The sequence below is a fragment of the Hallella bergensis DSM 17361 genome, from assembly GCF_000160535.1.
In the GTDB taxonomy this organism is placed as follows: Bacteria; Bacteroidota; Bacteroidia; order Bacteroidales; family Bacteroidaceae; genus Prevotella; species Prevotella bergensis.
Genome location: NZ_GG704780.1, coordinates 547,990 through 571,786, shown reverse-complemented (window position 1 = coordinate 571,786; position 23,797 = coordinate 547,990). Strand labels below are relative to the sequence as shown.

17 protein-coding genes are annotated in these 23,797 nt (G+C 47.8%); 11 read left to right on the top strand and 6 right to left on the bottom strand.

Translation table 11 applies throughout. From position 1 onward, the window contains the following. Nucleotide 1 precedes the first annotated feature (1 nt). From HMPREF0645_RS02220 to HMPREF0645_RS02205, 4 genes are all read left to right on the top strand, one after another. Complete coding sequence (locus HMPREF0645_RS02220; protein WP_007173199.1) at nucleotides 2-757, top strand: DUF4843 domain-containing protein; 756 nt, start codon at nucleotides 2-4, stop codon at nucleotides 755-757. 79 nt (nucleotides 758-836) lie between these two features. Further along, nucleotides 837-2,333 (top strand): PKD domain-containing protein, encoded by a 1,497-nt coding sequence (locus HMPREF0645_RS02215; RefSeq protein ID WP_007173198.1) that lies wholly within the window; start codon nucleotides 837-839, stop codon nucleotides 2,331-2,333. A gap of 15 nt (nucleotides 2,334-2,348) precedes the next feature. Then, entirely contained in the window at nucleotides 2,349-3,683 is a 1,335-nt protein-coding gene (locus tag HMPREF0645_RS12935) for a TlpA family protein disulfide reductase (RefSeq protein ID WP_007173197.1), read from the top strand. A 256-nt stretch (nucleotides 3,684-3,939) separates the two neighbouring features. Beyond that, a complete protein-coding gene (locus tag HMPREF0645_RS02205; protein WP_007173195.1) occupies nucleotides 3,940-5,604 on the top strand; it encodes an AMP-binding protein in 1,665 nt (554 codons plus the stop codon). Nucleotides 5,605-5,693: 89 nt separating this feature from the next. Here HMPREF0645_RS02205 and aspS read toward each other — a convergent pair whose 3' ends face one another. Continuing rightward, nucleotides 5,694-7,451 carry an aspartate--tRNA ligase gene (aspS, locus tag HMPREF0645_RS02200; protein ID WP_007173194.1) on the bottom strand — a complete coding sequence of 586 codons (1,758 nt, stop codon included), beginning with the start codon at nucleotides 7,449-7,451 and terminating at the stop codon, nucleotides 5,694-5,696. A gap of 139 nt (nucleotides 7,452-7,590) precedes the next feature. Between aspS and HMPREF0645_RS02195 the strand changes: the two genes are divergently transcribed. The 5 genes from HMPREF0645_RS02195 (at nucleotide 7,591) to HMPREF0645_RS02175 (ending at nucleotide 13,386) form a co-directional block, all read left to right on the top strand. Further along, nucleotides 7,591-8,715 carry a glycoside hydrolase family 88 protein gene (locus tag HMPREF0645_RS02195; protein WP_007173193.1) on the top strand — a complete coding sequence of 375 codons (1,125 nt, stop codon included), beginning with the start codon at nucleotides 7,591-7,593 and terminating at the stop codon, nucleotides 8,713-8,715. A gap of 809 nt (nucleotides 8,716-9,524) precedes the next feature. Continuing rightward, the gene (locus HMPREF0645_RS14110; protein ID WP_007173192.1) at nucleotides 9,525-9,668 is read left to right on the top strand and encodes a hypothetical protein; all 144 of its coding nucleotides are present in this window, start codon (nucleotides 9,525-9,527) and stop codon (nucleotides 9,666-9,668) included. A 168-nt stretch (nucleotides 9,669-9,836) separates the two neighbouring features. Then, nucleotides 9,837-10,118: a hypothetical protein gene (locus tag HMPREF0645_RS02185; RefSeq protein ID WP_044123231.1), complete on the top strand. Its 282-nt coding sequence runs from the start codon at nucleotides 9,837-9,839 to the stop codon at nucleotides 10,116-10,118. A 71-nt stretch (nucleotides 10,119-10,189) separates the two neighbouring features. After that, complete coding sequence (locus tag HMPREF0645_RS02180; RefSeq protein WP_007173190.1) at nucleotides 10,190-12,298, top strand: TonB-dependent receptor; 2,109 nt, start codon at nucleotides 10,190-10,192, stop codon at nucleotides 12,296-12,298. A gap of 68 nt (nucleotides 12,299-12,366) precedes the next feature. Beyond that, complete coding sequence (locus HMPREF0645_RS02175) at nucleotides 12,367-13,386, top strand: hypothetical protein (RefSeq protein WP_156777820.1); 1,020 nt, start codon at nucleotides 12,367-12,369, stop codon at nucleotides 13,384-13,386. A gap of 278 nt (nucleotides 13,387-13,664) precedes the next feature. Here the strand turns inward: HMPREF0645_RS02175 and HMPREF0645_RS02170 are convergent, their stop codons facing one another. Genes HMPREF0645_RS02170 through HMPREF0645_RS02150 form a run of 5 tightly spaced genes read right to left on the bottom strand, consistent with a single transcriptional unit; the run spans nucleotide 13,665 to nucleotide 19,547 of the window. Continuing rightward, nucleotides 13,665-14,945 carry an ABC transporter permease gene (locus HMPREF0645_RS02170; RefSeq protein ID WP_007173188.1) on the bottom strand — a complete coding sequence of 427 codons (1,281 nt, stop codon included), beginning with the start codon at nucleotides 14,943-14,945 and terminating at the stop codon, nucleotides 13,665-13,667. Nucleotide 14,946: 1 nt separating this feature from the next. Next, nucleotides 14,947-16,119 carry an ABC transporter permease gene (locus HMPREF0645_RS02165; protein WP_007173187.1) on the bottom strand — a complete coding sequence of 391 codons (1,173 nt, stop codon included), beginning with the start codon at nucleotides 16,117-16,119 and terminating at the stop codon, nucleotides 14,947-14,949. Next, the gene (locus HMPREF0645_RS02160; protein ID WP_007173186.1) at nucleotides 16,116-17,102 is read right to left on the bottom strand and encodes an HlyD family secretion protein; all 987 of its coding nucleotides are present in this window, start codon (nucleotides 17,100-17,102) and stop codon (nucleotides 16,116-16,118) included. The genes HMPREF0645_RS02165 and HMPREF0645_RS02160 overlap by 4 nt, the downstream gene beginning before the upstream one ends. A 39-nt stretch (nucleotides 17,103-17,141) precedes the next feature. Next, nucleotides 17,142-18,659 carry a TolC family protein gene (locus HMPREF0645_RS02155; RefSeq protein ID WP_044123229.1) on the bottom strand — a complete coding sequence of 506 codons (1,518 nt, stop codon included), beginning with the start codon at nucleotides 18,657-18,659 and terminating at the stop codon, nucleotides 17,142-17,144. Nucleotides 18,660-18,674: 15 nt separating this feature from the next. After that, on the bottom strand, nucleotides 18,675-19,547 hold the full coding sequence (locus tag HMPREF0645_RS02150) for a hypothetical protein (RefSeq protein ID WP_007173184.1): 873 nt from the start codon (nucleotides 19,545-19,547) through the stop codon (nucleotides 18,675-18,677). Between the two features lie 350 nt (nucleotides 19,548-19,897). Between HMPREF0645_RS02150 and HMPREF0645_RS02145 the strand changes: the two genes are divergently transcribed. Together HMPREF0645_RS02145 and HMPREF0645_RS02140 are read left to right on the top strand one after the other, a co-directional pair. Continuing rightward, complete coding sequence (locus HMPREF0645_RS02145; protein WP_007173183.1) at nucleotides 19,898-21,388, top strand: glycoside hydrolase family 28 protein; 1,491 nt, start codon at nucleotides 19,898-19,900, stop codon at nucleotides 21,386-21,388. 91 nt (nucleotides 21,389-21,479) lie between these two features. After that, nucleotides 21,480-23,120, top strand: coding sequence for an alpha-L-fucosidase (locus HMPREF0645_RS02140; protein WP_007173182.1), 1,641 nt, complete (start codon nucleotides 21,480-21,482; stop codon nucleotides 23,118-23,120). Nucleotides 23,121-23,797 lie beyond the last annotated feature (677 nt).

The following is a 23,797-nucleotide window of genomic DNA, read 5'->3' as shown; positions in this document are numbered from 1 at the left end:
CATGAAGCAATATATTAGATGTGCGCTACTTGCAGTTGCTGTAATATTCACGGCTTGCTCAGAGGAAGATTATAAACTCTATGACACGAGCCAGGTTGATGCAGTTTTCTTTCAATATAAGAATGCCCAAGGCGATGAAGTAGACACAGTAAACTATGTGTTCAATTACGAAACGGCCAACAGCCATTCCATAGAGTTGCCTGTGATGCTTATGGGAATGCCGGCCAACCATGACCGCAAAATCGAAATAAAAGCCATGCCCGACTCCAGTGATATGGTGCTCGGCGTACATTATACTGTAGAGAATGCCGTGCTTCCGGCCAATGCAGTGAGTACAGTGGTGACGGTTAAACTATTGCGGGACAATGACCCAGAACTTCAGACCCGAGCCAAGCACGTTCTGCTTCATATTGAGGATGGAGAAGAGCTGAGAAGTGTGGGCAAAAGCTCATTCCGCATTACTTACAGCGATATCAGACCAACAATTCGTCCCGAATGGTGGAGCACAACAGCCACGTTGCCCGTTTATTCTTTCGAGAATGCCCAGCTGTTTTTCAAGTATTTCTATGAATATGCACCAAAAGCCAATTTGGATGTTTTCAATGAGATGAACGAACGCTACGGCGAATATTTTGTCAAAGCTGCACGTTTCCAGGGTCCGATGGCTATGTACGGTGACTTCCTGATGATGTATGTGCTCATGCCGCTTTATCGGGATCATCATGACATAGAATGGCAAGAGGTGCCGGGCTTCTGACAAACCTGAAATTCTTAAAGCTCGGAACATTTTGGCATTTTGTATTTATCAATCCTTACAGAACAATTACTTATTCAGAATGAAGATAAGACACATTACTTTTCTCTTGCTGCTCCTCGTTATGGGGCTGTCGTCTTGTATCTCCGACGATAGTGAGGGGGTGTCTGTCCTGGTGCCGACTATTGGTATCGAGACTGATGACACCACTTCCATGCCTGTGAAGAATTTTAATCTTGGCAACGATGCTGTCATTACACCAAAGATTAGTTATTCCGGACAAGACGAACTGGTCTATACTTGGTATGTTGGTACTTATAAGAATGGAGTCAAAGGTGAAATGAAAATGGTGAGCAATGACAAAACGCTGAGTCATCGATTCACGAACGGCGGCAACTACTATGCTCACCTTACTGTCACCGACGGACGGGTGGGGGCCGCCCGAGACTATCGCATCAACATCCGTCGCACTTTTGAGGAGGGATACCTTATCGTGAGCAACGATGCCAATGGTAAAGGCAATCTTGCCTTTGTCAAGACCATGACACCGGAGGAAATCGCGGAAGGAGAGAAGCAGATCTGCATGGAACATATCATAGAGCGCATGAACGAAGGTATCACTGTTGGCCATTTATACGGAGCTATGCATGGATTTATCACATGGCCGAAAACTATTCACCGCATCATTGCGGCAACCGAAGACCACAGCTACTTCTTTGATCCCAACTCATTTACAATCACATCAAGTGTACGTTACGCTGACGTGGTGGATGGATTCAAGGCTTCAGGGTTCTATGCAGATTCGTATAGTCCGTTCGCCTACGACGCATCGAGAAAGAAATTCATCCATCTCAATCAGCAGTATATGTTCGGCTACGAACTTGGATATTTCCAAGGACAGTCTTTCGAGGACTTATTTCAAAATCCATATGCGGCATTTGGTTCAGTCTACTACAGTAATTTGTATGTAGACTACACCACCAGTACGGTGAAGGCGCTCAATATGAATATGGGCACGTTCAACGATACGGGTGAACGACTTGCCCAAGAAGAGATTATTTCGTGTTTCCTTTCCCCCATACTGGAGTACATACCCCATGATCTTATCCTCACACGTTCCAAGGCTGACCCAACTCAATGGCATCTGCACGATTATGCTGGCATAGCGTATATTGCTGAGGATGACAACGGCAAAACTACTGATTTTAACGTTTCAGCCAATACCGCTGTACCTGCACAAGGCACTCGGTTTGCCTTTTCAGAACCCAATAATCGTTATTTCTATCCTGTGGACAATCATATCTATGTGTTTATCCCAACCAACAGCAAACCAATGCCGGACAAGGATCAATGGGCCGTCGAAATGCCTAAGGGGGAGACGATCACCTACATGAATATCAATTCTAAAACTGACGAACTTTATGTAGGTTCAGTCACTACAAGCACAGGTCGTGGGAACTTTTATATCTTCAAGAGTTCAGACATCAAGACCGACAACCAAGGCCGTGTACGCCCAATCGCCACTCACAAGAATGTGGCCGATCGTATTTCACAGATAATCTACAAACCCAGTCTATAACCCCAGTCTATAAACATGAAACGGATCATTCTATCGCTTGCAGCCGCTGTGATAACTGTCGCCAGTGCTGCGCAGACTATACATATCCAAGGCACCTACGACCCTTCGGTTATCGAGGGTCTTAAACTTCTCATTTCGCCCATGTCCGGCCAGGAGGATGCTCCTACGGAACTGACTCTTGCCGACGGAACGTTCGGCGGAGACGTTCCACTCGCCTCCGATGGATTATACAATCTCCTGGGAGTCAACAGTCAAATGCAACTGCATTTACCGTTCTATATATCGTCAGACACGCAGAAGAAAAAACTTAAGGTCACTTTCGTTGGGCAATGTCCACAAATTAATATTGATAGCAACAACAAGGCGCTTTCAGCCTATAATCTTGTGGTGTGGAACAAACTGCGAGATATTTGGATGAATGCGCAGAAAATGTCCAATGAGGAGTTGAAGAATAGTCTTGCAGGTTTCTGGAGTGCTGCCGACTCTGTGCTGGCTGTTTACAAAACAGATACAGATGTTCAAGAATATATTCGCCTTTGGGCCACGATGGCAGCTTTTAATGGTTATAGCGCCAGCAGCCATCTTTTGAGGGATAGAACGAACAGTAAACCTACACCTTTCGTTCAACTTTGTAAAATTAATCTTGGAACACTTGATACTGACAAAGTATTTTACTTCCCTGAATCATATCGATGTATTCGTTCCACAATAGCATCTCATGCACCGCTGAACGAACTGCTCGAGGAGTTACAAGAAAAATATAATAACCCGAAGGTAATCAGGAATATTGGCAATTTTATTTTAGATAACTTTATACGCCTTTACGATTACAATGCTGACTACAATAAAGGTTTGAATTTGATAAAGAATGCTGTAAGTCAGTACGGACTTTCGGAAGAATACATCAAGGCTTTCGAAAGCCATCAGGCTACGATTGGTGGTAAGCCGTTCCCTACAGGAATTAATATTATCGATGCAAATGGCAATGCAGTTGATTTCAGCAGTTTGAAAGGATATTATGTTTATATTGACCTTTGGGCATCGTGGTGTGCGCCCTGCCGCAAGGAGATACCACATCTACAACGTCTTGAAAAAGAACTCAAGAATCCACTTGTCAAATTCGTCAGCATTTCCATAGACCGTACGGAGGCTCCGTGGCGAAAGGCTATGCAAGAGATGAACTGCGAGGGCAACCAATGGATTAATGCCGATGGTTCACTGCCTAATGTGCTTAATATTCAAGGTATTCCACACTTCCTTATCTATGACAAGAACGGCAAACTCCTCAAATATGATGCACCACGCCCAAGTGATCCAAAGTTGAAGGCTGAATTGGAGGCGCTCAGATAGGAACGAATTCCCCAACCTACATATTTTATAGCAGACACAAAGTTTGGTAGATGAACGAAAATTCTGCACATTTTTTTTGGGGATGTGCATATAACGTTGTATCTTTGCACAAAATTTAGAACAGTGTGCAACGAAGCAAGTACCAGTTCAATCTTGCGATTGAAAGCTCTATTATCATCAACCAAACCAGTATAAATCTAAACAGATTTTTGAAAACCAAAATTACACTCTGCTATAATATTTAGGTAGATAAATTATGGAGAAATATACAAGCTTTAACCAGTTTATCCAACAGAGCATTATTGAAAATTGGCATCGCGATGCACTTACCGATTTTCAGGGATCCACGTTACAATATCACGACGTAGCCAGAAAAATAGAAAAGCTACACATCATGTTCGAGAACTCGGGTGTGGTGAAGGGCGATAAAATTGCCTTGGCAGGTCGCAACAGTGCTGCATGGGCAGCAGCTTTTCTCGCAATTCTGACCTATGGTGCGGTAGCCGTGCCCATCCTTCATGAGTTTACGGCAGACCAGATACATAATATTGTCAACCACTCGGATGCCAAATTGCTTTTTGTGGGCGATGTGGTGGCCACGCAGATCGACGCCGAGGAAATGCCTAAGTTAGAGGGTATTATATATATTCCCGATTACTCTTTGGTATTGTCGCGCACCCAGAAACTTACCTTTGCCCGAGAACACCTCAACGAACTCTTTGGAAAGAAATACCCGAAATATTTCCGTGAGGAGCATGTGAACTATTACATGGATACGGATCCCGACGAGTTGGCACTCATTAATTATACCAGTGGGACAACAGGATTCTCCAAAGGCGTTATGCTGCCCTATCGAGCCTTGCTGGGCAACTATAACTTTGCCGTTGATGCTATGGGCAACAAATTCAAGCCCGGCGATCATATGATTAGCATACTTCCCATGGCCCACATGTATGGCTTGTCTTTCGAGTTTCTCTTCGAGTTCATGCAGGGTGGCCATATTTATTACCTCAGTCGTGTACCGTCGCCGATGATTATTGCCCAAGCATTTGCAGAGGTCAAGCCAAAGATTATCGTTGCGGTTCCCTTGATCATCGAGAAGATTATCCGCAAGAAGGTACTGCCGAAGATAGACGATCCCAAGATTCGATTGCTGTTGAAACTCCCGGGAATCAACCGTAAGATTTTCGAAAAGGTTTGTGATGAAGTAACCAACGCTTTTGGTGGTAATTTCTACCAAGTTATTGTCGGTGGAGCTGCTTTCAATCAGGACGTTGAAGCATTTCTCAACCATATTGGTTTTCGTTACACGGTGGGATACGGTGCAACCGAGTGTGCGCCTATCATTTGCTATGCCGACTACAAAGACTTTGTGCCTGGCTCGTGTGGAAAGGCTGCACTGGGCATGCAGGTGCGGATCGACAGCAGTAATCCTGAAACCGTGCCAGGTGAGATTCTGGTTAAGGGCCCCAATGTCATGCTGGGCTATTATAAGAACGAAGAAGCCACACAGGCAAGTATTGATGCCGACGGATGGTTCCACACTGGCGACCTCGGCTTGATGGATGCCAACGGCAATGTGTTTATCAAAGGTCGCTCCAAAAACATGCTTCTTGGCTCCAACGGACAGAACATATATCCCGAAGAGATAGAGGACAAGCTGAATTCCATGAACATGGTGAGCGAAAGTGTGGTGATTCAAGACAGAGACAAGCTGGTAGGCTTGGTTTATCCTGACTATGATGATGCCAAGCAGCAGGGGTACAGCAAGGAAAAGTTGTCGGAGATTATGGAAGAAAACAGGAAACTTCTCAACGAAACGCTTCCTGCCTACTGCCGAATCAGTTCCATTGAACTCCGTGATGAGGAATTTGCCAAAACCCCCAAGCGTTCTATCAGAAGGTATCTCTATATGCGATAGATACGTTGGGAAACAAACGATAAACGAGAACTCCCGTTGGTTGTTTCATCACCAACGGGAGTTCTCGTTTCTTCTTGTCTGTTCAAGACCTATGCTTTCAGGTCAAGTTTGATTTGCAACTCGTCTAACTGCTTGTCATCAATCCGAGAGGGCGCATCGAGCATGACATCCCGGCCGCTGTTGTTCTTCGGGAAGGCCATGCAGTCGCGAATACTGTCGAGTCCGGCCATGATGCTCACAAATCGATCCAGTCCGAAAGCCAGTCCTGCATGGGGTGGGGCACCATACTTAAAGGCATTCATCAGGAAGCCAAACTGTGCCTCGGCACTCTCCGGGGTGAATCCCAGCACTTCAAACATTTTTTCCTGAAGTTGAGTGTCGTGGATACGAATACTGCCTCCACCCACTTCAATGCCATTGCACACAAAGTCGTAAGCCTTGGCACGCACTTGCTCGGGATGCTCGTCGAGCAGAGAAATGTCGTCGGGATTGGGCATGGTAAAGGGATGGTGGGTTGCCATAAGGCGCTGTTCCTCATCGCTCCACTCAAACAGTGGGAAGTCAACAATCCATAGACATTTGAACACGTTTTTGTCGCGCAGGCCGAGACGGTTGCCCATCTCCAGACGCAGACTGCAAAGCTGAATGCGGGTTTTGTTGGCATTATCGCCTGAAAGAATCAGAACGAGGTCGCCGTCTTTGGCTCCCGTCTTCTCCTTGATTTCTGCCAGCACCTCAGGGCTGTAGAACTTGTCCACAGAACTCTTGACCGATCCGTCGGCCATGAACTTAATATATACCAACCCCTTGGCACCCACTTGCGGGCGCTTCACAAAGTCTGTCAGCTCGTTGAGTTGTTTCCGGCTGTAGTCAGCACAACCGGGTACGCAGATCCCACCAATATAGGCAGCCTCATTGAACACGGAAAAATCGCCCTTGCCTGCAAAAGCATCTTTCAGTTCGACAAATTCCATACCGAAACGCAAGTCGGGTTTGTCCGAGCCATAGCGCTTCATGGCTTCGTGCCAGGTCATTTGTTCGAGCTTAGGCAGTTCCACACCACGGATTTCCTTGAACAAATGGCGGGCCATCTCCTCGAAGAGGTCGATCACATCGTCCTGATCCACAAAGCTCATCTCACAGTCTATCTGTGTGAACTCCGGCTGACGGTCGGCGCGCAGATCCTCATCGCGGAAACATTTGGCAATTTGAAAATATCGGTCAAATCCACCGACCATGAGCAACTGCTTCAGGGTCTGCGGACTTTGGGGCAGGGCATAGAACTGCCCCGGATTCATGCGCGAGGGAACGACAAAGTCGCGTGCCCCCTCGGGCGTAGAGCCAATGAGTATCGGGGTTTCCACCTCCATGAACTGATGCTTGTCGAGGAAGTTGCGAATCAGGATCGTCATGCGGTGGCGCAACTCCAGATTCTTCCGCACAGCTTCCCGGCGCAAGTCGAGGTAGCGGTATTTCATGCGCAGGTCGTCACCTCCGTCCGTATTGTCCTCAATGGTAAACGGGGGCGTGAGCGATGAGCTGAGAACAGTAAGTTCCTGTGCCACAACCTCAATGTCGCCGGTATCCATCTTGGGATTTTTGCTTTGGCGTTCACACACGGCTCCCTTTACCTGGACGCAATATTCGCGTCCCAATTTGTTTGCACGGTCACAGAGTGACTGGTCGTCGGCCTCATTGAAGACAATCTGGGTGATGCCATACCGGTCGCGAAGATCCACAAAGGTCATACCCCCCATCTTACGAGTGCGCTGCACCCATCCCGCAAGCGTAACTTCCTTGCCGGCATCGGTCAGCCGCAGCTCTCCACAAGTGTTTGTTCTATACATGTTATGTGAAAAATGAAATAATGTAATATAGCACAAAATTACAACTTTTTTATCGAAAGATGCTAAAAACACCCTGTAAACTTAAACGATAAAGATTATATTTCGTATCTTTGCTTCATAAAACTAACTATAAAACAAAATGAAAAAACCACTTCTTCTCATCGTGCTGATCGGTTTATCGATGAGCCTAACGGCCCAGACTGCACAAGGTATCCTCTCTGCTGCCCGCAAGGCTAACGACTATTTCATGGCCAAATACCCCGACCCCACACGTGCCACATTTGTCAAGAAGGTGCGTCCCAGCAGCCTTTGGACGCGTGCCGTGTACTACGAGGGACTGATGGCGCTGCACAAGATCGACCCGCAAGACCGCTACATCAAGTATGCCATGGACTGGGCCAACTTCCACAAGTGGACTCCGCGCAACGGCGTGAACACCACCGATGCCGACGACCAGTGCTGTGGACAGACCTATATGATGCTGTTGCCCTACGCAGGCAGGCCCGACAGCGAGCTGACAGCCAAGCTGAGGCAGAACCTCGACAACCAGATGGCCACTGGTCGCCATGATTATTGGACATGGATTGATGCCATACAAATGGCCATGCCGGTCTATGCGCAGATGTACAAATACACGGGCGACCGCAAATATATGGACTATGCGATGCAGAGCTATCGCTGGGCCCGCAACGAATGTGGTGGTGGACTCTTCAACACGGCCAATGGGTTCTGGTTTCGCGACAAGGATTATGTACCTCCCTACAAGGAACCCGATGGCAAGGATTGTTACTGGAGCCGCGGCGACGGATGGGTGTATGCGGCCTTGGTGCGTGTGATGGATATCATCGGCAAGAAAGACAAATACTACAAGGAACTCAAGAAGGATTTTCTCTTGATGACCAAGGCCATTGCCAGTTGTCAACGCGAAGATGGACTCTGGAACGTGAGCCTCGTGTCTACCAACTATGAAGGCAAGGAACTCACGGGCTCTGCCCTGTTTCTCTATGGCTTGAGCTGGGGCATTAACAACGGTTTGCTCAAGGCCAAGGATTACCGTTCGATGTGCGACAAGACATGGACAGCACTCGAACGCGACTGTGTTCATGCCGACGGTTTCCTGGGATATGTGCAGGGAACGGGCAAGGAGCCTTCAGCGGGACAACCCGTGACCTACACCAGCGTGCCCGATTTTGAGGACTATGGCACAGGTTGTTTCCTCTTGGGAGCCACAGCATATCATCAGATGGTTAGCCGGGACAAATAGCGTTGCCCTGGAGCGATTGTCCTCCCCGTGTGGGGAAATAAACTGATATTTTTTATTGACAATCCCCTTTCTATAATTTGCGGATTCAAAAACAAAACTGCCCCAGTTCGAAATTCTCGAATTTTGGGGCAGTTTGCAATGTGTTGACGGTCAGCCGATTGGCAAAAATCCATTCGTGACATGCATCCGTCCGCTTGCGATTGCATATCCAATGGCGTGGCGAAAAGGCCTTAACCGCACTGCGTCGAGGCTTGAACCGCTCAGCCACTAAGCCCGAAACGCACGACGAAAGGGCAGTAATCGCATCGCTCCCTACGGTTTTGGCTCCCTGCGGACAGCTTTGCGGCGGCCGAAACATGGCGCAATTTCCGCTGGAAGAGCTGAAAAGAATCACCGAAAAATGGTTATTTGATTTTACACCGCTTCTCCTGACTTCATCACTTTCTGTGTAAACTTTTTGAGGAGCAGAAAAACGAAAGCGCTTTTTCAGCGTCTGTGTATAAACCCTTTACTTGGTAAAATACGCTAATTCCACTTTTGCGTGATTTTCCTCGCTAAAAAGTTTGTATTATCAATGATTATTCGTATCTTTACAGCAACAGAATCCGCCACGCTTCCCATTTGAACAGCGAACCAGGGTGGGTCTTTTGCTTTTATGGGAACATTAAGATTATATTAAACAGGCTCTTTATATTTCCGAACAAATAGAACTGCTAAAAGGTAGAGGCTTAAATATTGCTGATTCATCTAAGGCTACAAAATTTCTTGGAGAGGTCAGTTATTTTCGTTTTGTACAATACATTCGTCCTATGGAGGCAGACAAGACTACGCATCAATTTAAGCCTAATAGTAGATTTGAAGATGCCGTAGCTCTCTACAACTTTGAGAATGCGGCCGGTCACTTTTACATCCGAAAAAAACAATTTTTAAGAACCAACTCCTGTTTGTCGTAACAATTACTAAAAAATGGTGTTGTTCGTGTTCCACCCCTTGTTACTTACATTCTTTTTTATACATTTGCACCCGATGAAATCCGTACGAGAATCTCGGTGAGGACGTTTATAAGACGAAAACAACAGTAAGTGAAAATCAGCAAAACCATAAAAGCAACATTGGCGTGGATGTTTATTGTAACATTCATGTCAGCCTTTATCATCAAGGATTTTCACGTCCATCCGGATTATCAGGTGGAAACGTTGTCATCGGATGCCGGAAATCAGGCTGTCGTACACGGCACTTGTTACATTTGCGACTTTACATTTCAGAAAGCTGAGGGCGTAAAAATTATTCACTTTGTGCCTGCCGTTACTGTGAAGTATATAGAAAGGCACGTCTTTTCCGCACAAACCGTCTGTCGTGATGTAGAGTCGGTCAACGCACATTCGCCGCCGTTTATGGTATAATACCTTAATATTATACTTTAAGTGCGCGCAATCCATTTGCGCACTACCATTTTATCAATTTATTTTTTGGAATGAAACGCAAGTTTATAATTGCGCTCGTTCTGTGCTTGCAGGTATATGCTGCGGTCGCTGTTTGTGCCCCAAAAGAGGGACAGGACGGACGGCATGATGTGGCCGACTCGCTGATACTAAACGAGGTGGTGGTCAAAGGTGTACGTACCACGGCAAGCACGAACAGTGTCAGCAGCAAATTGAATCATACGGACATTAGCAAATCGCTGGGTAAATCGCTGGCTGCCATGCTGGAAGACGTGAGTGGGCTAAGCTCCATACGTACCGGAACCATTGTGGCTAAACCTGTAATACAGGGTATGTACGGCAATAGGATACTCATCGTGAATAACGGTGCCCGATTGACGGGACAGCAGTGGGGTGAAGACCATGCGCCCGAAATAGACAAGAACGGCTTCTCGAGTATTGAGGTGGTGAAAGGTGCCGAATCGGTAAGATACGGTTCGGAGGCTCTCGGAGGCATCATCATTATGAATCCGGCACCCCTTCCTTACGGCGTACACCAACCAAAGGGGTCGCTGACAACCCTCTATGGAAGCAATGGCAGGAGGTATTCTGCATCAGGCCAGCTGGAGGGAAGTCTGCCGGGTAATGACAATTTGGCCTGGCGATTACAGGGAACATACGTCAATGGCGGCGACAGAAGCACGGCCAACTACCTGCTCAATAATACCGGCATGAGAGAAACCGGTGTGTCGTGTGCCTTAGGCTATCGGTCGGGACGTTTGAAAGCGGAGGGAAGCTACAGTTTCTTCCGTCAGAAGATGGGCGTTATGCTCAGTGCCCAAATGGGAAGCATTGACGTGCTGAAGCGACGTATTGCCATCGGACGTCCTTTGGATATAGAGCCTTTCTCCCGCCGTATTGATTATCCCAGTCAGCAGATTACGCACCATACGGGTATTGTTAAAGCAGGTTACGACCTTGGACAGTTCGGGCGTGCCGAATATCAGTTGTCGTTGCAGAAGGATGTGCGCACCGAGAACCGCATACGACGCATGAATCATTCGGATATTCCTGCGGTGAGCCTGCATCTCACATCGGTGCAGAACCGATTACATTGGAAAAAGTACTACGGTGACTGGATAACGGAGGCGGGTGTGGATATGCTGCACATCAGAAACCGCAATCAGGCCGGCACAGGCATTGTTCCTATCATTCCCAATTACACGGAGAACAGTGTCGGAGCATATGCCTTGCAACGCTATCATCATGGCAAATGGGGAGTGGAAGGTGGTGCACGCTTCGATCATCAGCAAACGAATGCCGCCGGATACGACTGGACAGGCAGCTACTATGGCGGAAGTCGACAGTTCGGATGCTTTACCTACAACATCGGAGGTAAGTACGAGGCGAGTCGGAAGCTCACCTTGGTGTCTAATTTCGGATTGGCTTGGCGTGCCCCTCATGTCTACGAGCTATACAGCAATGGTAATGAACTGGGCTCGGGCATGTTTGTATGCGGCGACTCCACCCTCCGGTCCGAGCAAAGTTATAAATGGGTGACGTCGATGAAATACAAGACAACATGGGCAGATGTCTCTGTCGATGCCTTTGTACAGTGGATACACAACTATATTTACGACCAGCCGACACACGAAGAAACTGTAGTTATATCGGGTGCTTATCCTGTGTTCAGGTATCGGCAAACGTCAGCATTCTTCAGAGGTATCGATGCCGACGTGGCTCTCCGCCCCTTACATGGCTTGGAGTATCGCATGGTGGCATCGCTCATCTGGGCTAACGAACGGTCGACGGGCAACTATTTGCCCTATATCCCGTCGGCACATCTTCATAATCAATTAACGTGGACACCACCGGCTCACCTCAGATGGCTGCCCTATGTGAGCGTAAGTCATTGCTTTGTGGGCAAGCAGACCCGCTTCGACCCGGCTACCGACTTGATCGACACGACACCTGCAGCCTACAATCTCTTCGGATTGGAACTGGGTATGACTATTCCTGTGGGGCGGCAGCAGAAACTGACGGTGACACTCCTCGGCGACAACTTATTCAATAAAGAATATAAGGAGTACACCAATCGGGCACGTTACTATGCACACGACATGGGACGCGACCTGCAGTGCAATATAAGTTGGATTTTTTGATTGGAAAGAAAGAACAAAACATAACATGATATCGAAATATGAATTTAAACAATGAAATAAAGAAGAAAATGAAAACAAGAAAGTTGAACATGAAAATGGCAGCAATAACCTTTGGGGCTTTGCTTGCATTCACAGGTTTCACATCGTGCAGCAACGATGTGGACGAACCGACACCCGAAGTAGAACACAAGTTGCATGAGGATCCGGCTAAAGTGGAGTTGATACTCGTGGACTGCCATCTGCATTCCAAGTGGAAAAGCATTCAGGACGTGGGAGGACCACATCAAAATCCGGACACTGAGGCCAAGCATATCAAAACGGTGCAGAAGATCGTCTGGCAGCTGAATCCTGCAACCAAGAAATGGGAATTTGGCAAGGACGGCCAGGAAAAGTTCTACGTGCAGAAGGCAGACTGGTATGATGGTGAGCCGGCTCCTGTATATATGCTCTTTATTCACTACTACAATGCGTCCGGAAAGGAGATTACCGACCAGTTCCAGACTGAGGACCAGCGTAAGATACATCAGCACTTCTTCACTGCTGAGGATGTAAAGACGATGAAATACGGCAAGGCTGAGGCTGACGACAACCAAACCGAAAAGCTCTTCGACTATCTCTATTGCGATACCGATCCTTGGAACAAAACGACGAAGGAAGGAGGGAAGATTATAGGCAAAGAAGACCCCGTTGGCTTCAAGGGTGTGCTGCGCTTTTTGAAGAGCAGAAAGCAATTCAACCTTCGCATTCAGCTCTATCACGGTTACAAGTCGAAATTCTTCGACGGTGGCAAACCGCGTCCTTATTACGACCTCTCCAACCGTTTATTGCTGAATGGTGTGACTGACATCGACTTCAAGATTCCGTTCGTTATCTACATGGAACGAGAGGACGCCAGCCTCTTCGACGAGGATATAGACAACGATACTGACTTGAGCACTATAGCCGAGGATAGTCTTGATGACGACAGCAATAGGGTAGTGCATTATTTTATGGATACGTTTGGCCTGTCGTGGAAAGACGCCTTGCAGGAGTTTATAGACTTAATCTATAACAAGAAACCCCACTCTGAAAAAGGTTACTGGCTGTAAGCAGCCTGCACACCGATAATCGGAACTTAAAAAGATAATATGGAAGGCGGTCTTTGGACTGCCTTCTTCTCTTTTCGACAGTTGAAAAGCAACATATCGGAAACCTCGTAGTGCTTCTACACGGATTTTGAATTACATTAAAGTCATCATGCATCCATATCCTACATACTGTTGCTATTACGGCTAAATCAAAAATACAGATTACATCCGTAGGATGTTCGTTTCCTCTCATGGATGGCTTTCCACAACAGGTCTGCCACATCTTTAGACCAGTTCTATCAGCGCAGCGCTTCTTTCTCGCGTAATTTTTTCTGCTTAGCCTGGATGGCTTTTTCCTTCAGCATTTGCAAGTGTTCGTAGGCATGATATCTGGTGCGGTTAATCTGGTATCTGTAAACAGCACAGGTCAGTAGGAAATAGAGCAGCACTTGAATCCAGAGGGCTTGGTATTCAAACTGAATATCGGACAGTTCGGCCCCCATGGACGATATTCGGAGGAATCCGCGTATGCCAAATGTCGATGGAACGAGGTAGGCCACACCTTGCAAGAAGCCCGGTATGTTGTATTGAGGCCAACTCAACCCCGACATGAAAAGAAAGGGCAGGGACGTGATGACGATGAGTAGGAAAACATTTTCGCGGTATCTCACCAAACACGAGAGCACCATGCTGAAGAATATGCAGGAGAGAATGTAAGGCGTTAACAGCATGAATAGCGATTTGGCCGACACCAAAGATATAAACCCGAACAGCTTGGGAATGACCAGAGCCAAGTAGGTTCCCATGACGGCATAGATCATGAAATAGCACATCGACTTGCCCAAGACAATGCGGAAGATACCATTGTAGTGTTTGGAAATAGGCACCAAGTCTTTGTATCGGTTGTTTTCGCGTGCCGTTCCGGCGGCCAATCCAATACCCAGCATCAGCGTTTGCTGCAAGATTAGCATGAGCACACCGGGCAGAATGGCGTTGCCATAGCCGACGGTGGTGTTGAAGATGGGCACTTCCTCATATTCGAGCGGTAGCGTGGCCACCTCGTCGTCGCGGTTGGTAAAGCCGCCTCCCTGTTTGGCCTGTATCTCCGAACCCATTTCGGATGCAACAGTCTGGGCCGACATCAGGATGGCCTTGTAGGTGAGCATCAGGCTCATGTCGGCATACAAACTTACGGTGGCTTGTTCTCCTCGGTTCAGTTTCTTCTCGAAATCGGCTGGGAAATATAATGTTCCGTGAACCTGTTGTTTACCGGTTAGTTCCTTTGCCTCGTCTAATGATGTGCAGTGGTAGGCCACACGAGTGTCCGGACAGGCATTGAAATTGCGAATAAACTGGCGGGAGGCATTGGAGTGGGACAGGTCTACGACTGCCACGGGCACCTTTCTCACCACCTCGTTGTTGTAGATCCATGAATACAGCAGGGGGTAGAGAAGTGGCACGAGAATACAGAAAATGAGCACACCCTCGTCGGTGATGGTGCTTCGCATCTCCTTGAGCCATATATAACATGTATCCGAGATGCCTTCTTTTATTCTATAGAGCAAGCTTTCTTTGTCCATTCTAAGGGATATAGGTATAGATGAGCATGGCCCGTTTGATGTTGTAGACCGTAAAAATGGGCAGGCAAATGAATATGCAGAAGGCCATGATGTTAAACCATGCGTAGGTCAGGGGATAGCCGTTCAAGATGGTCATCTGATAGACCATGTAGTAATGTCGTAGGGGAAACATTTGGGCTATACTCTGAATCGGGGTGTCCATGGCGAAGATGGGGAAGGTGGCTCCACTGGCGGATATGCCCACAACGGCCCATAGCGAGCAAACCGACAGGGACATGCGCAGGGAGGGCATCAGCCCAAAGACAAACACGCCGAACGCCTGAGCCGAGAGCACGGTCAGCAGTCCTAACAACAGGATGGGGATAATGCCGCCGGGGTGAGGGAATTGCAGCACATGGAAAATATAAAACGAGAATCCATACATCACGGTCAGGAAAATCAGCGTTTGTGGAATGAGTTTACCGATCAGGGCGACATTCATGTTGCCGCCGGCCATCTTGATCCATTGGCGCGAACGATGGAATTTGAGTTCGGTGCCGATGGAGTAGGGGGTGAGCAGCAAGATCAGAATCATGATGCCTGCGGGCACCATGGTTGTGGAGAGGTAAACATTATAGTCGCTCCACGGGTTTTGAACCATGTGTACGTCAAGGGCGATGGGTTGCAACGCTGCTTTGATTTCACGGTTGGTTTTTCCCGTGGCGGCAAGTTTGGCAGAGGTTGCCCCGGCTGAACCGAGCACGGCGATGGTCTTGAGATCTTTGTAGAGCATGGAGCCGGACAGGAGGGTGACGTTGCTGTAATAGAAAGATATTTTGGGTTGATTCTGCGTCATCAACCCGCTGGTGGTGCCTTTGGGAATGACGAGGAAGGCTTGGATTTCATTGCGCTGGATGGCTTTCCGCGCCTCATTCATGTTGGTATAATATCCTACAACATGAGTGGATTGGAAAGCATCGAGCTGCCTGACCAACGAGCGTGTGGTATGCGTGTTGTCTTGGTCAACAACCCCAACGGGCATATTGGACGGTTGTCCTTCGCCCATTAGCGTTGTGAAAAATACAATCAGCAGAATGGGAAATACAATCGTGCAGAAGCCGTAGATGGGATTTTGGCGCATGATTCCCATCTCACGTAATGCTATGCGGTAGATTCTGCTTATTAGTTCTCTCATTTCTTGATGATCAATGACATGCCGGGACGAAGCCCTTCGAACTTGTCGTTGAAGCGTGCTTTCACTTCAAAGGTCTTTAAGTCATACTGTCCGTTGCTTTTTGTGGCTTTCCAAACCGCATAGGCTCCTTGATCCTTGATATAGTAAACCTTCATGTTCACCTCCTTGTTGAAAGCCGGTGAATATGCGGTGAACGTATCGCCAATTTTCATTCCGTTCAGTTGGTCTTCACGTATGTTGAACGTTCCCCACGTGTCGTTTAGGATCGAGATGCTCATAATCGGGGAACCGCTGCCCACCAATTCACCAATTTTGGGATAGATGGAGCTAACCTCTCCTGCTATCGTGGCAGTCTGTACGGTTTCACGCAGTACGGAATTCACCATATCCACGGCTCCCTTGGCTGCCTGGGCATTCTTTTTGGCTGCGGTTTTTTCCTGCTCGCGGGCACCGTTCTTTGCCATTTCGTATTGGCTTCTTGCTGCGGCCACCTGAGCTTCTGCGGCTTTGTAGGCCGCGTAGGCCTCGTCGCGTTTCTGCGCCGTCATCACACCCTCGTCGTACAAGTTTTGTACACGCGTGTAGCTCTTCTTGGCGATTTCTGCCGCTGCCTTGGCTTGTTGCATGAGTTGGTAGGCACCTTGTATTTGCTCTTTGCGTGCTCCGGCCTCGGCGAGGTCGCTCAAAGCTTCTGAAGCACCCTTGGTTGCTTCAGCCACTTTCTTCTGAGCATCCAGCTCCGGCATTTCGAGAATGGCCAGGGTATCGCCCACATGAACGTAGTCGCCCTCTTTAACGCGCAACTCCAGAATGCGGGCCGGCAGTTTGCTACTCACGCGATACTCTGCCACTTCAACTTCTCCCTGAATGATTTCGTCGGTCTTGTCGAGTGTTAGAAAGCCGATGAGACCAACTATCGTCACGACAATGACAAATCCCAATACGGCGAGAAGAATGTTGTTATGCTGTGTTTTGGCTGACATGATATAGTAGTTTTATAATTTTTATGTTGATAAAATAATTTAGTTGAGAATTCCGAGTGCTTTTTTCAAGTTGACGTGGCTAAGCTTTACCTCTACTTCGGCATCAATCTTTTGGCTTTGTGCCTTTTGCCATGCCGTTTGTGCGGCCATGACATCCGTAGATTCCATAACTCCTTCCCGGAAGCCGATTTGTGCACAGCGTAGGTTTTCCTCAGCACTTTTGATGTTTTTTTCGGCCATGGACAATCGCTTCTCGGCTTCAGATACTTTGTACCGGCTTTGGGCAATTTGCAGGTTAATCTTTTCGCGGGCTTCGCGAAGTTCCATAGCGGCAATGCTGGTGCTGGATTTTGCGGCCTTGACCTTGTAGTTGCCTTCGAACCAGTTCCATACGGGAATCTGAACCAGAACGCCCACATTCCACATCCCGTCGAATTTTTTCTGGAATCCGTTAAAGGAGTTGGGATTGGTAATCAGGTATCCCCCAGTTAAGGCTACGTGTGGCAGATAGGCTGCCCGAATCAGTTTGGATTTCTGAGTGCTGAGTTCCACGGCGTTTTGCAGCAGTCTGATTTCGGGTCTGCTGGTCAGCGTGGAGTCGGGGACGAAGCCAGTGGCTGCGATGACGTTGGCGTTGAGATTCTCGTTGTCTTCGTCAGCGAGTTTGATATCCTCGTCCATGGGTAAGCCGCAAAGCTGGCAGAGCAACATCTTGGCCAGCGACAATCCGTCTTCTACTTGTGTGATTTGCATGTCGGCCTCGTTAACTTTCACGTCTACTCGAAGTCCGTCGGCACGGGTGGCAACGCCCTCTTTAATCATTTTCGCAACATCATCGTCTAACTTCTTAACCAAGTCACGATAGCTGTTGGCCAGCTTATGTTTCTGTCTCAGGGAGACAACAGTCCAATAGGCTTGGTCAATATCATAGAGTGTGGCCTGGGTTTTGAGGCTGACATCATCGGCGGCCATTTTCCCGGAGATATCTGCCATGCGATTGGCTGCGATAATGGCTCCACCCATATAGATGGGCTGACGCAACATGACAGCTCCGCCAAACATATTTCTGGTGTCGGTACGGAATCCATTGACAATCTGTTCGCCGATCGAGTTGCCGATGGCGCCTAAATGCTGGGCAATGGGGCCGTTGCCGATTTGCTGCATCATCATGCCGAGCCGCTGGGCTTGCTGTGGCGAGATAACACCTTGTTTCACCCAGTCCTGAACGTGTCCGTTAAGACTCGTGGACAGCGTGGAGCCGATTTTCTGTAGACTTCCTGTTCCAATGTTACTGAGCTTGGTTTTCTGGTCATCACTCAGCAAGCTGACCTCCCGGCTTGTCAGCTGATAGCCGGCCACCACATCCACCTTAGGCAAATACTTGGTGCGCATGGCCTTCTTGGTGTTCATGGCGACATCTTGCTTAAGGCGGGAGATATTGATCTGCTTGTTGTTTCGCAGAGCCAGCGCCCTGCAACTATCAAGTGTGAGGACGCGCTGTCCGTGAACCGATATGAAGGTGCTTAGTAATAAAATGGTGAAAGATACTTTCCTCATCATATTGCATTGTTTTTATTTTAACACAAAGCTTTGGCTGCCTATCATATTGCCATCAGCGAATATGCTGACGCGGTATGTGCCTGCTTGCAAGGCTTGGTCGATGTTGCAGAAAAGAGTGATAGGAGTCTCTTTCCCATTGTATTCCACGGTGCGTTTCATCGAGCATTGCAGGTTTTTGTTTTCATAGGGAAATGTTCCGGCTCCGCCAAGAAGAGCACCCGTGGGGGTGTTGATGCGCACATATATGGTTTTCATTCCGCTCGGTGCGGTGACATTTTTGGCCAAGGAGAAGTTCACTTGCAAGGCCTTGGTCTTCTTCAACTTCCTTGTGGCTCGGTTGCGTTTATCCATGCCGGTCATATTGATACCTACGGCATCAAGTTGTGAGGCTATGGCCACCTTTTCAGAAAGGTTTTGCTTCTCAGTGCTCAAACCTTCAATCTGCTTGTTGGCCTCCTCATACTGCCCTTTGATGCGAGTGTTTTCAGCTGTGAGGTTTTGGTTCAGGCGATTCAGCGAATCAATCTCAATGACATAGCTGCGGATAACGGCTCGCATGGTAGCCAATTCCTTTTTCAGTCGGGCAATTTCGCGGGCGTCCGTGCTTTTGGTTTGCTGTAATTCTTTGAGCAAGCGCTGGGTTTTCTCCTGCTCCCGCGTCAGTTGGGCAACAATCGAGTCGTTGTTGATTTGCGTTTTCATCTCGCTGTACTGGCGGGCAAACTGCTGGTACTCGTTTTCCATTTCCTTCTTGTCGAGTTCGGCAAGTTGTACCATCTCTTCTTTTTCTTTCTTCTGCTTATCGAGATTGAAATACAACCATGCCATGCCGCCTGCAAGTAGCAGGATGAGCAGGATGAGAGGGATGAATATTTTCTTGTTCATGATTTAACTATCCTTGACAGATCTTGTTGAACAACGAAGATCCAATCATATCCATATTAACTTTGTGGGTAATTATGAATTAACTTCATGCAAAGTTAAACTATTTTCTTTTAAACAGCAAGGTTTTTTCACATCACCTATCTCATTATTTTGTTTTTTATGATTATTAGAGAAAATTAGAACAATATTAGGCTGTGCTTATGAAAATCGCTCGATCGGATTTGTTGTTAAAAAAAGATAAAAAAGAGTGGCGAACCGTTAAATGACCAGATATAGCTTTATATTTGCAATAATCTTAGTTTCCCTAAAATAAGTTCTCAACTATCTTAAAAATAAATTTACAAAAGCAAATGATCAAGAAACTTTTATGCATCACTTTTGTGTCGTTAGCCTTGACAGCGCAAGCACAAAACTGTTGCTCTCAAGAGAACCGTTATCAGAAATATACCCAGAACCTACCCTTTGAAATGCAAGAGCTCAAGGCTCCGGCGATTCCTGACCGCCAGGTCAACCTCAAGGACTTTGGGGCAGTGGGCGATGGGACGACCTTGTGTACAGAAGCCTTTGCCAAGGCTATCGACAAACTCAGTGAACAAGGGGGTGGCAAGCTGATTGTACCCGGCGGCGTGTGGTTCACCGGGCCAATCGTGCTCAAGTCGAACATCAATTTGCATTTGGAGGTGGGTGCCGTCATCCAGTTTTCTGGCGACGAGTCGCTTTATCCTGTGATAAAAACCTCGTTCGAGGGGTTGGAAACACGCAGGTGCCAGTCGCCACTCTCGGCTAACGGCGCAAAGAACATTGCCATCACCGGACAGGGTGTTATTGACGGCAATGGACAGTTCTGGCGTCCTGTGAAAAGAGGGAAGGTGACTGATGGGCAGTGGAAGGAAATACTGGCACGCCCTGGTGGCGTGGAGGCGAAGAAGGGCTATTGGGTACCCAACCAGGCCTATGCCGATGCCGAGAAGAATGCCGACATGAACGTGCCCAGGGCAGAGACAGATGAAGAGTGGAACGCCATCAAGCGATTCCTGCGCCCCGTGATGGTTAGTCTGGTGAACTGCAAGAATGTATTGCTCAAGGATGTGATATTCCAGAACTCCCCGGCATGGAACATCCATCCGCTGATGTGTGAGAATGTGATTATCGACGGTGTGCTTGCCCGCAATCCCTCTTATGCCCAGAATGGCGACGCCCTTGATTTGGAGTCGTGCAAAAACGTTCTTGTTGTCAACTCGAAGTTTGACGCGGGCGATGACGGCATCTGTATCAAGAGCGGTAAGGACGAGAGTGGAAGAAAGCGCGGTCGTCCATGTGAGAATGTTGTGGTTGACGGTTGCACGGTATTTGCCGGACATGGTGGTTTTGTTGTCGGTTCGGAGATGAGTGGCGGTGTGCGCAACATTCTGGTCAAGCGTTGCCAGTTTTTGGGCACCGATGTGGGGCTACGCTTTAAGTCGAAGCGTGGACGTGGAGGTATTGTCGAGAATATTTTCATCCACGACATATCGATGACTGATATCAAGACAGATGCCATTACGTTCAACATGTACTATGGTGGGAAGTCGGTGGCAGAGATGTTGGCAGACGGCGACAATCCCGACAACGTCAGCAAGATGCCAGTCACAGGGGAGACGCCTATCTTCCGCCATATCGACATCCGGAACATCGTCTGCTACGGTGCGGGGAGGGCTATGGAATTCAACGGTCTGCCCGAGATGCCCATCGAGAACATCAATCTTGAGAATGTGCATATCATTGCCAAGAAAGATGCGGTATTCACCAACTATAAGGATGTGAAGAAGAACAATGTCGTCATCACGCTGGAAAATAAGTGAGTATGCTCACTCATTTCAATGAATGGAGAAGCAACGACCTGTTTTGATAGGGTGAATGACAACATCGTGAAACTTATCATGGAATAGCAATATGCAAATCAAACGATTATTATTGGTTTGTGGAACCCTTTTCGCGTTGAACGTAGAGGCACAGGAAGTTCAAGTTCCCGTGTCTGAGGCTCATGAAAAGATGGCCACGGGGAAATATCAACCTACATGGCAGTCGCTTCGTCAGCACAGGGTTCCGGAGTGGTTCCGCAATGCGAAGTTTGGGATTTGGGCACATTGGGGACCACAGTGTGTTGAAGGTACGGGAGACTGGATGGCTCGCTCGATGTATATGGAAGGAAGCCGCGAATACAAACACCATGTTGAACACTATGGCCATCCTTCAGAGTTTGGGTTCAAGGACCTGCTTCCCTTGTTCAAGGCAGAGAACTGGGATCCTGACAAATTAGTGGAGAAATACAAGAAGGTGGGTGCCCAGTATTTCTTTGTCTTGGGCAATCATCATGACAATTTCGATCTATGGGACAGCAAATATCAGCCATGGAACGCCAAGAATATGGGTCCCCGGCGTGATGTGGTGGGAGAGTGGGCCCAAGCGGCTCGCAAGCATGGGTTGCCTTTTGGCATCAGTTTCCATGCCGACCATGCCTGGACATGGTATGAGCCAGCACAACGTTACGACCAGCGTGGTCCCAAGGCCGGTGTCTACTATGACGGCAAGATGACCAAGGCCGATGGGAAAGGAAAATGGTGGGAAGGGCTCGACCCGCAGGATCTCTACCAGCAAGACCACCCCATGAGCGACCGCAGCTGGAACAATGGACAGATTCACAGTCAGTGGGATTGGTCGAACGGGGCTGCGCTACCATCTCAGAAGTTCGTCACCAATTTCTACGACCGCTGCCTCGATGCCATCAATAGGTATAATCCCGACCTGATTTATTTTGACGTGACGGTGATTCCCTTTCATCAAATCAGTGATGCCGGATTGAAAATAGCAGCTCACTTCTACAATCATAATGCCCAGACCCACAAGGGAAAGGAAACCTCTGTGATGTTTGGGAAGATTCTCAACGAGGAACAGCGCAAAGCCATCACGTGGGATGTAGAGCGCGGTGCGCCGAATCAGATTATCGATGAGCCGTGGCAAACGTGCAACTGTATAGGAGGGTGGCACTACAACACTTCTATCTATGAAAACAATGGTTATAAGTCTGCGGCAACAGTCGTGAAACAGTTGGTGGATATTGTCAGCAAGAATGGCAACCTGCTGCTGAGCATTCCGTTGCGTGCTGATGGTACCTATGACGACAAGGAAGCCAAGGTGCTTGATGAGTTGGGCGAATGGATGCAAGTCAACAAAGAGTCGATTATCGGCACGCGACCCTGGAAACTCTTTGGCGAAGGTCCTGTAGCTGAAGCGAATATCAAACTGAATGCACAGGGATTCAACGATGGGATGTATGGCAACATGACGTGGAAGGATATCCGGTTCAACCAGACTTCGAAATATCTCTATGCTACAGCCATGGGGTGGCCGGAGAGTGGACAACTCATCATCAAGTCATTAGCCAAGGGAAAATCGGGACTGACACGAAAAATCAATGATGTTGAACTGTTGGGATACGGTAGGATTAAGACGCAACAAACGTCCGAGGGATTAGTAGTTAATCTTCCAAAACCAGTGAACAGTATTGCTCCGGTTTTGAAGATTAAGAAGTAACGGTAACTGCTGCGGACATTCATTTAAGCATATGCACTTTCAAAAATGGTAAAATATAATTACCGTTTTTGGAGCATAATTTTCGAGTCATCCAGAGAGAAAAGCGCCATCTTTTTTCGGCATAGCCGAGCCCGGCATTTCCCAAATGCGTAAGTTTGTTGCGATTGCAACCTTCTCACTGGGCGGTTAGGCCTTTGTGGCTGCGCGGAAGAACCTCAATCGCACGGCGGTTGAGGCTTTTCCGCCATGCCGTTCGATACTCAATCGCAGGTGAAAAAACAGGGGTAAGAAGTTCGTTTTTTCAAAACCGCTGACCGTCAGCCGTTTACAAACTACCGCAGATTTTGCGTATTTCGAGCGGAGGCAAACTTATTTTCAAATTAGCGAAAATTTGAAGACATTTTGTCAACATGTTTAACCCTTCATGATGATGTCTTTCCCTAAAAAAAGTTGACGCTCATAGTCAACAATGATGTGGAAGTACAATTGCAAGAAAAGAAATCAGTATTATGCTGCAGCAATCCGCCTCTATATCCATGAAAATATGGACGGGAGGAATATTTCGAGAATTATTCCGGTCTCAGAGTCGATAATTTCAAGATGGATTCGTAACTTTACGGCAGAAACCAAGGGACAAGTCGTTATGAAAAGTAAGTCGTCCATCAAGTCAGCATCCT

Bases quoted from the DNA above. Each gene is read 5' to 3' on its own strand.
- HMPREF0645_RS02215 (WP_007173198.1), top strand. From the start codon at position 837: ATGAAGATAAGACACATTACTTTTCTCTTGCTGCTCCTCGTTATGGGG.
- HMPREF0645_RS02150 (WP_007173184.1), bottom strand. From the start codon at position 19,547: ATGAACAAGAAAATATTCATCCCTCTCATCCTGCTCATCCTGCTACTT.
- HMPREF0645_RS02195 (WP_007173193.1), top strand. From the start codon at position 7,591: ATGAAAAAACCACTTCTTCTCATCGTGCTGATCGGTTTATCGATGAGC.
- HMPREF0645_RS02145 (WP_007173183.1), top strand. From the start codon at position 19,898: ATGATCAAGAAACTTTTATGCATCACTTTTGTGTCGTTAGCCTTGACA.
- HMPREF0645_RS02140 (WP_007173182.1), top strand. From the start codon at position 21,480: ATGCAAATCAAACGATTATTATTGGTTTGTGGAACCCTTTTCGCGTTG.
- HMPREF0645_RS02175 (WP_156777820.1), top strand. From the start codon at position 12,367: ATGAAAACAAGAAAGTTGAACATGAAAATGGCAGCAATAACCTTTGGG.
- HMPREF0645_RS02205 (WP_007173195.1), top strand. From the start codon at position 3,940: ATGGAGAAATATACAAGCTTTAACCAGTTTATCCAACAGAGCATTATT.
- HMPREF0645_RS02220 (WP_007173199.1), top strand. From the start codon at position 2: ATGAAGCAATATATTAGATGTGCGCTACTTGCAGTTGCTGTAATATTC.
- HMPREF0645_RS02155 (WP_044123229.1), bottom strand. From the start codon at position 18,659: ATGAGGAAAGTATCTTTCACCATTTTATTACTAAGCACCTTCATATCG.
- HMPREF0645_RS02170 (WP_007173188.1), bottom strand. From the start codon at position 14,945: ATGGACAAAGAAAGCTTGCTCTATAGAATAAAAGAAGGCATCTCGGAT.
- aspS (WP_007173194.1), bottom strand. From the start codon at position 7,451: ATGTATAGAACAAACACTTGTGGAGAGCTGCGGCTGACCGATGCCGGC.
- HMPREF0645_RS14110 (WP_007173192.1), top strand. From the start codon at position 9,525: ATGGAGGCAGACAAGACTACGCATCAATTTAAGCCTAATAGTAGATTT.
- HMPREF0645_RS02165 (WP_007173187.1), bottom strand. From the start codon at position 16,119: ATGAGAGAACTAATAAGCAGAATCTACCGCATAGCATTACGTGAGATG.
- HMPREF0645_RS02160 (WP_007173186.1), bottom strand. From the start codon at position 17,102: ATGTCAGCCAAAACACAGCATAACAACATTCTTCTCGCCGTATTGGGA.
- HMPREF0645_RS12935 (WP_007173197.1), top strand. From the start codon at position 2,349: ATGAAACGGATCATTCTATCGCTTGCAGCCGCTGTGATAACTGTCGCC.
- HMPREF0645_RS02180 (WP_007173190.1), top strand. From the start codon at position 10,190: ATGAAACGCAAGTTTATAATTGCGCTCGTTCTGTGCTTGCAGGTATAT.
- HMPREF0645_RS02185 (WP_044123231.1), top strand. From the start codon at position 9,837: ATGTTTATTGTAACATTCATGTCAGCCTTTATCATCAAGGATTTTCAC.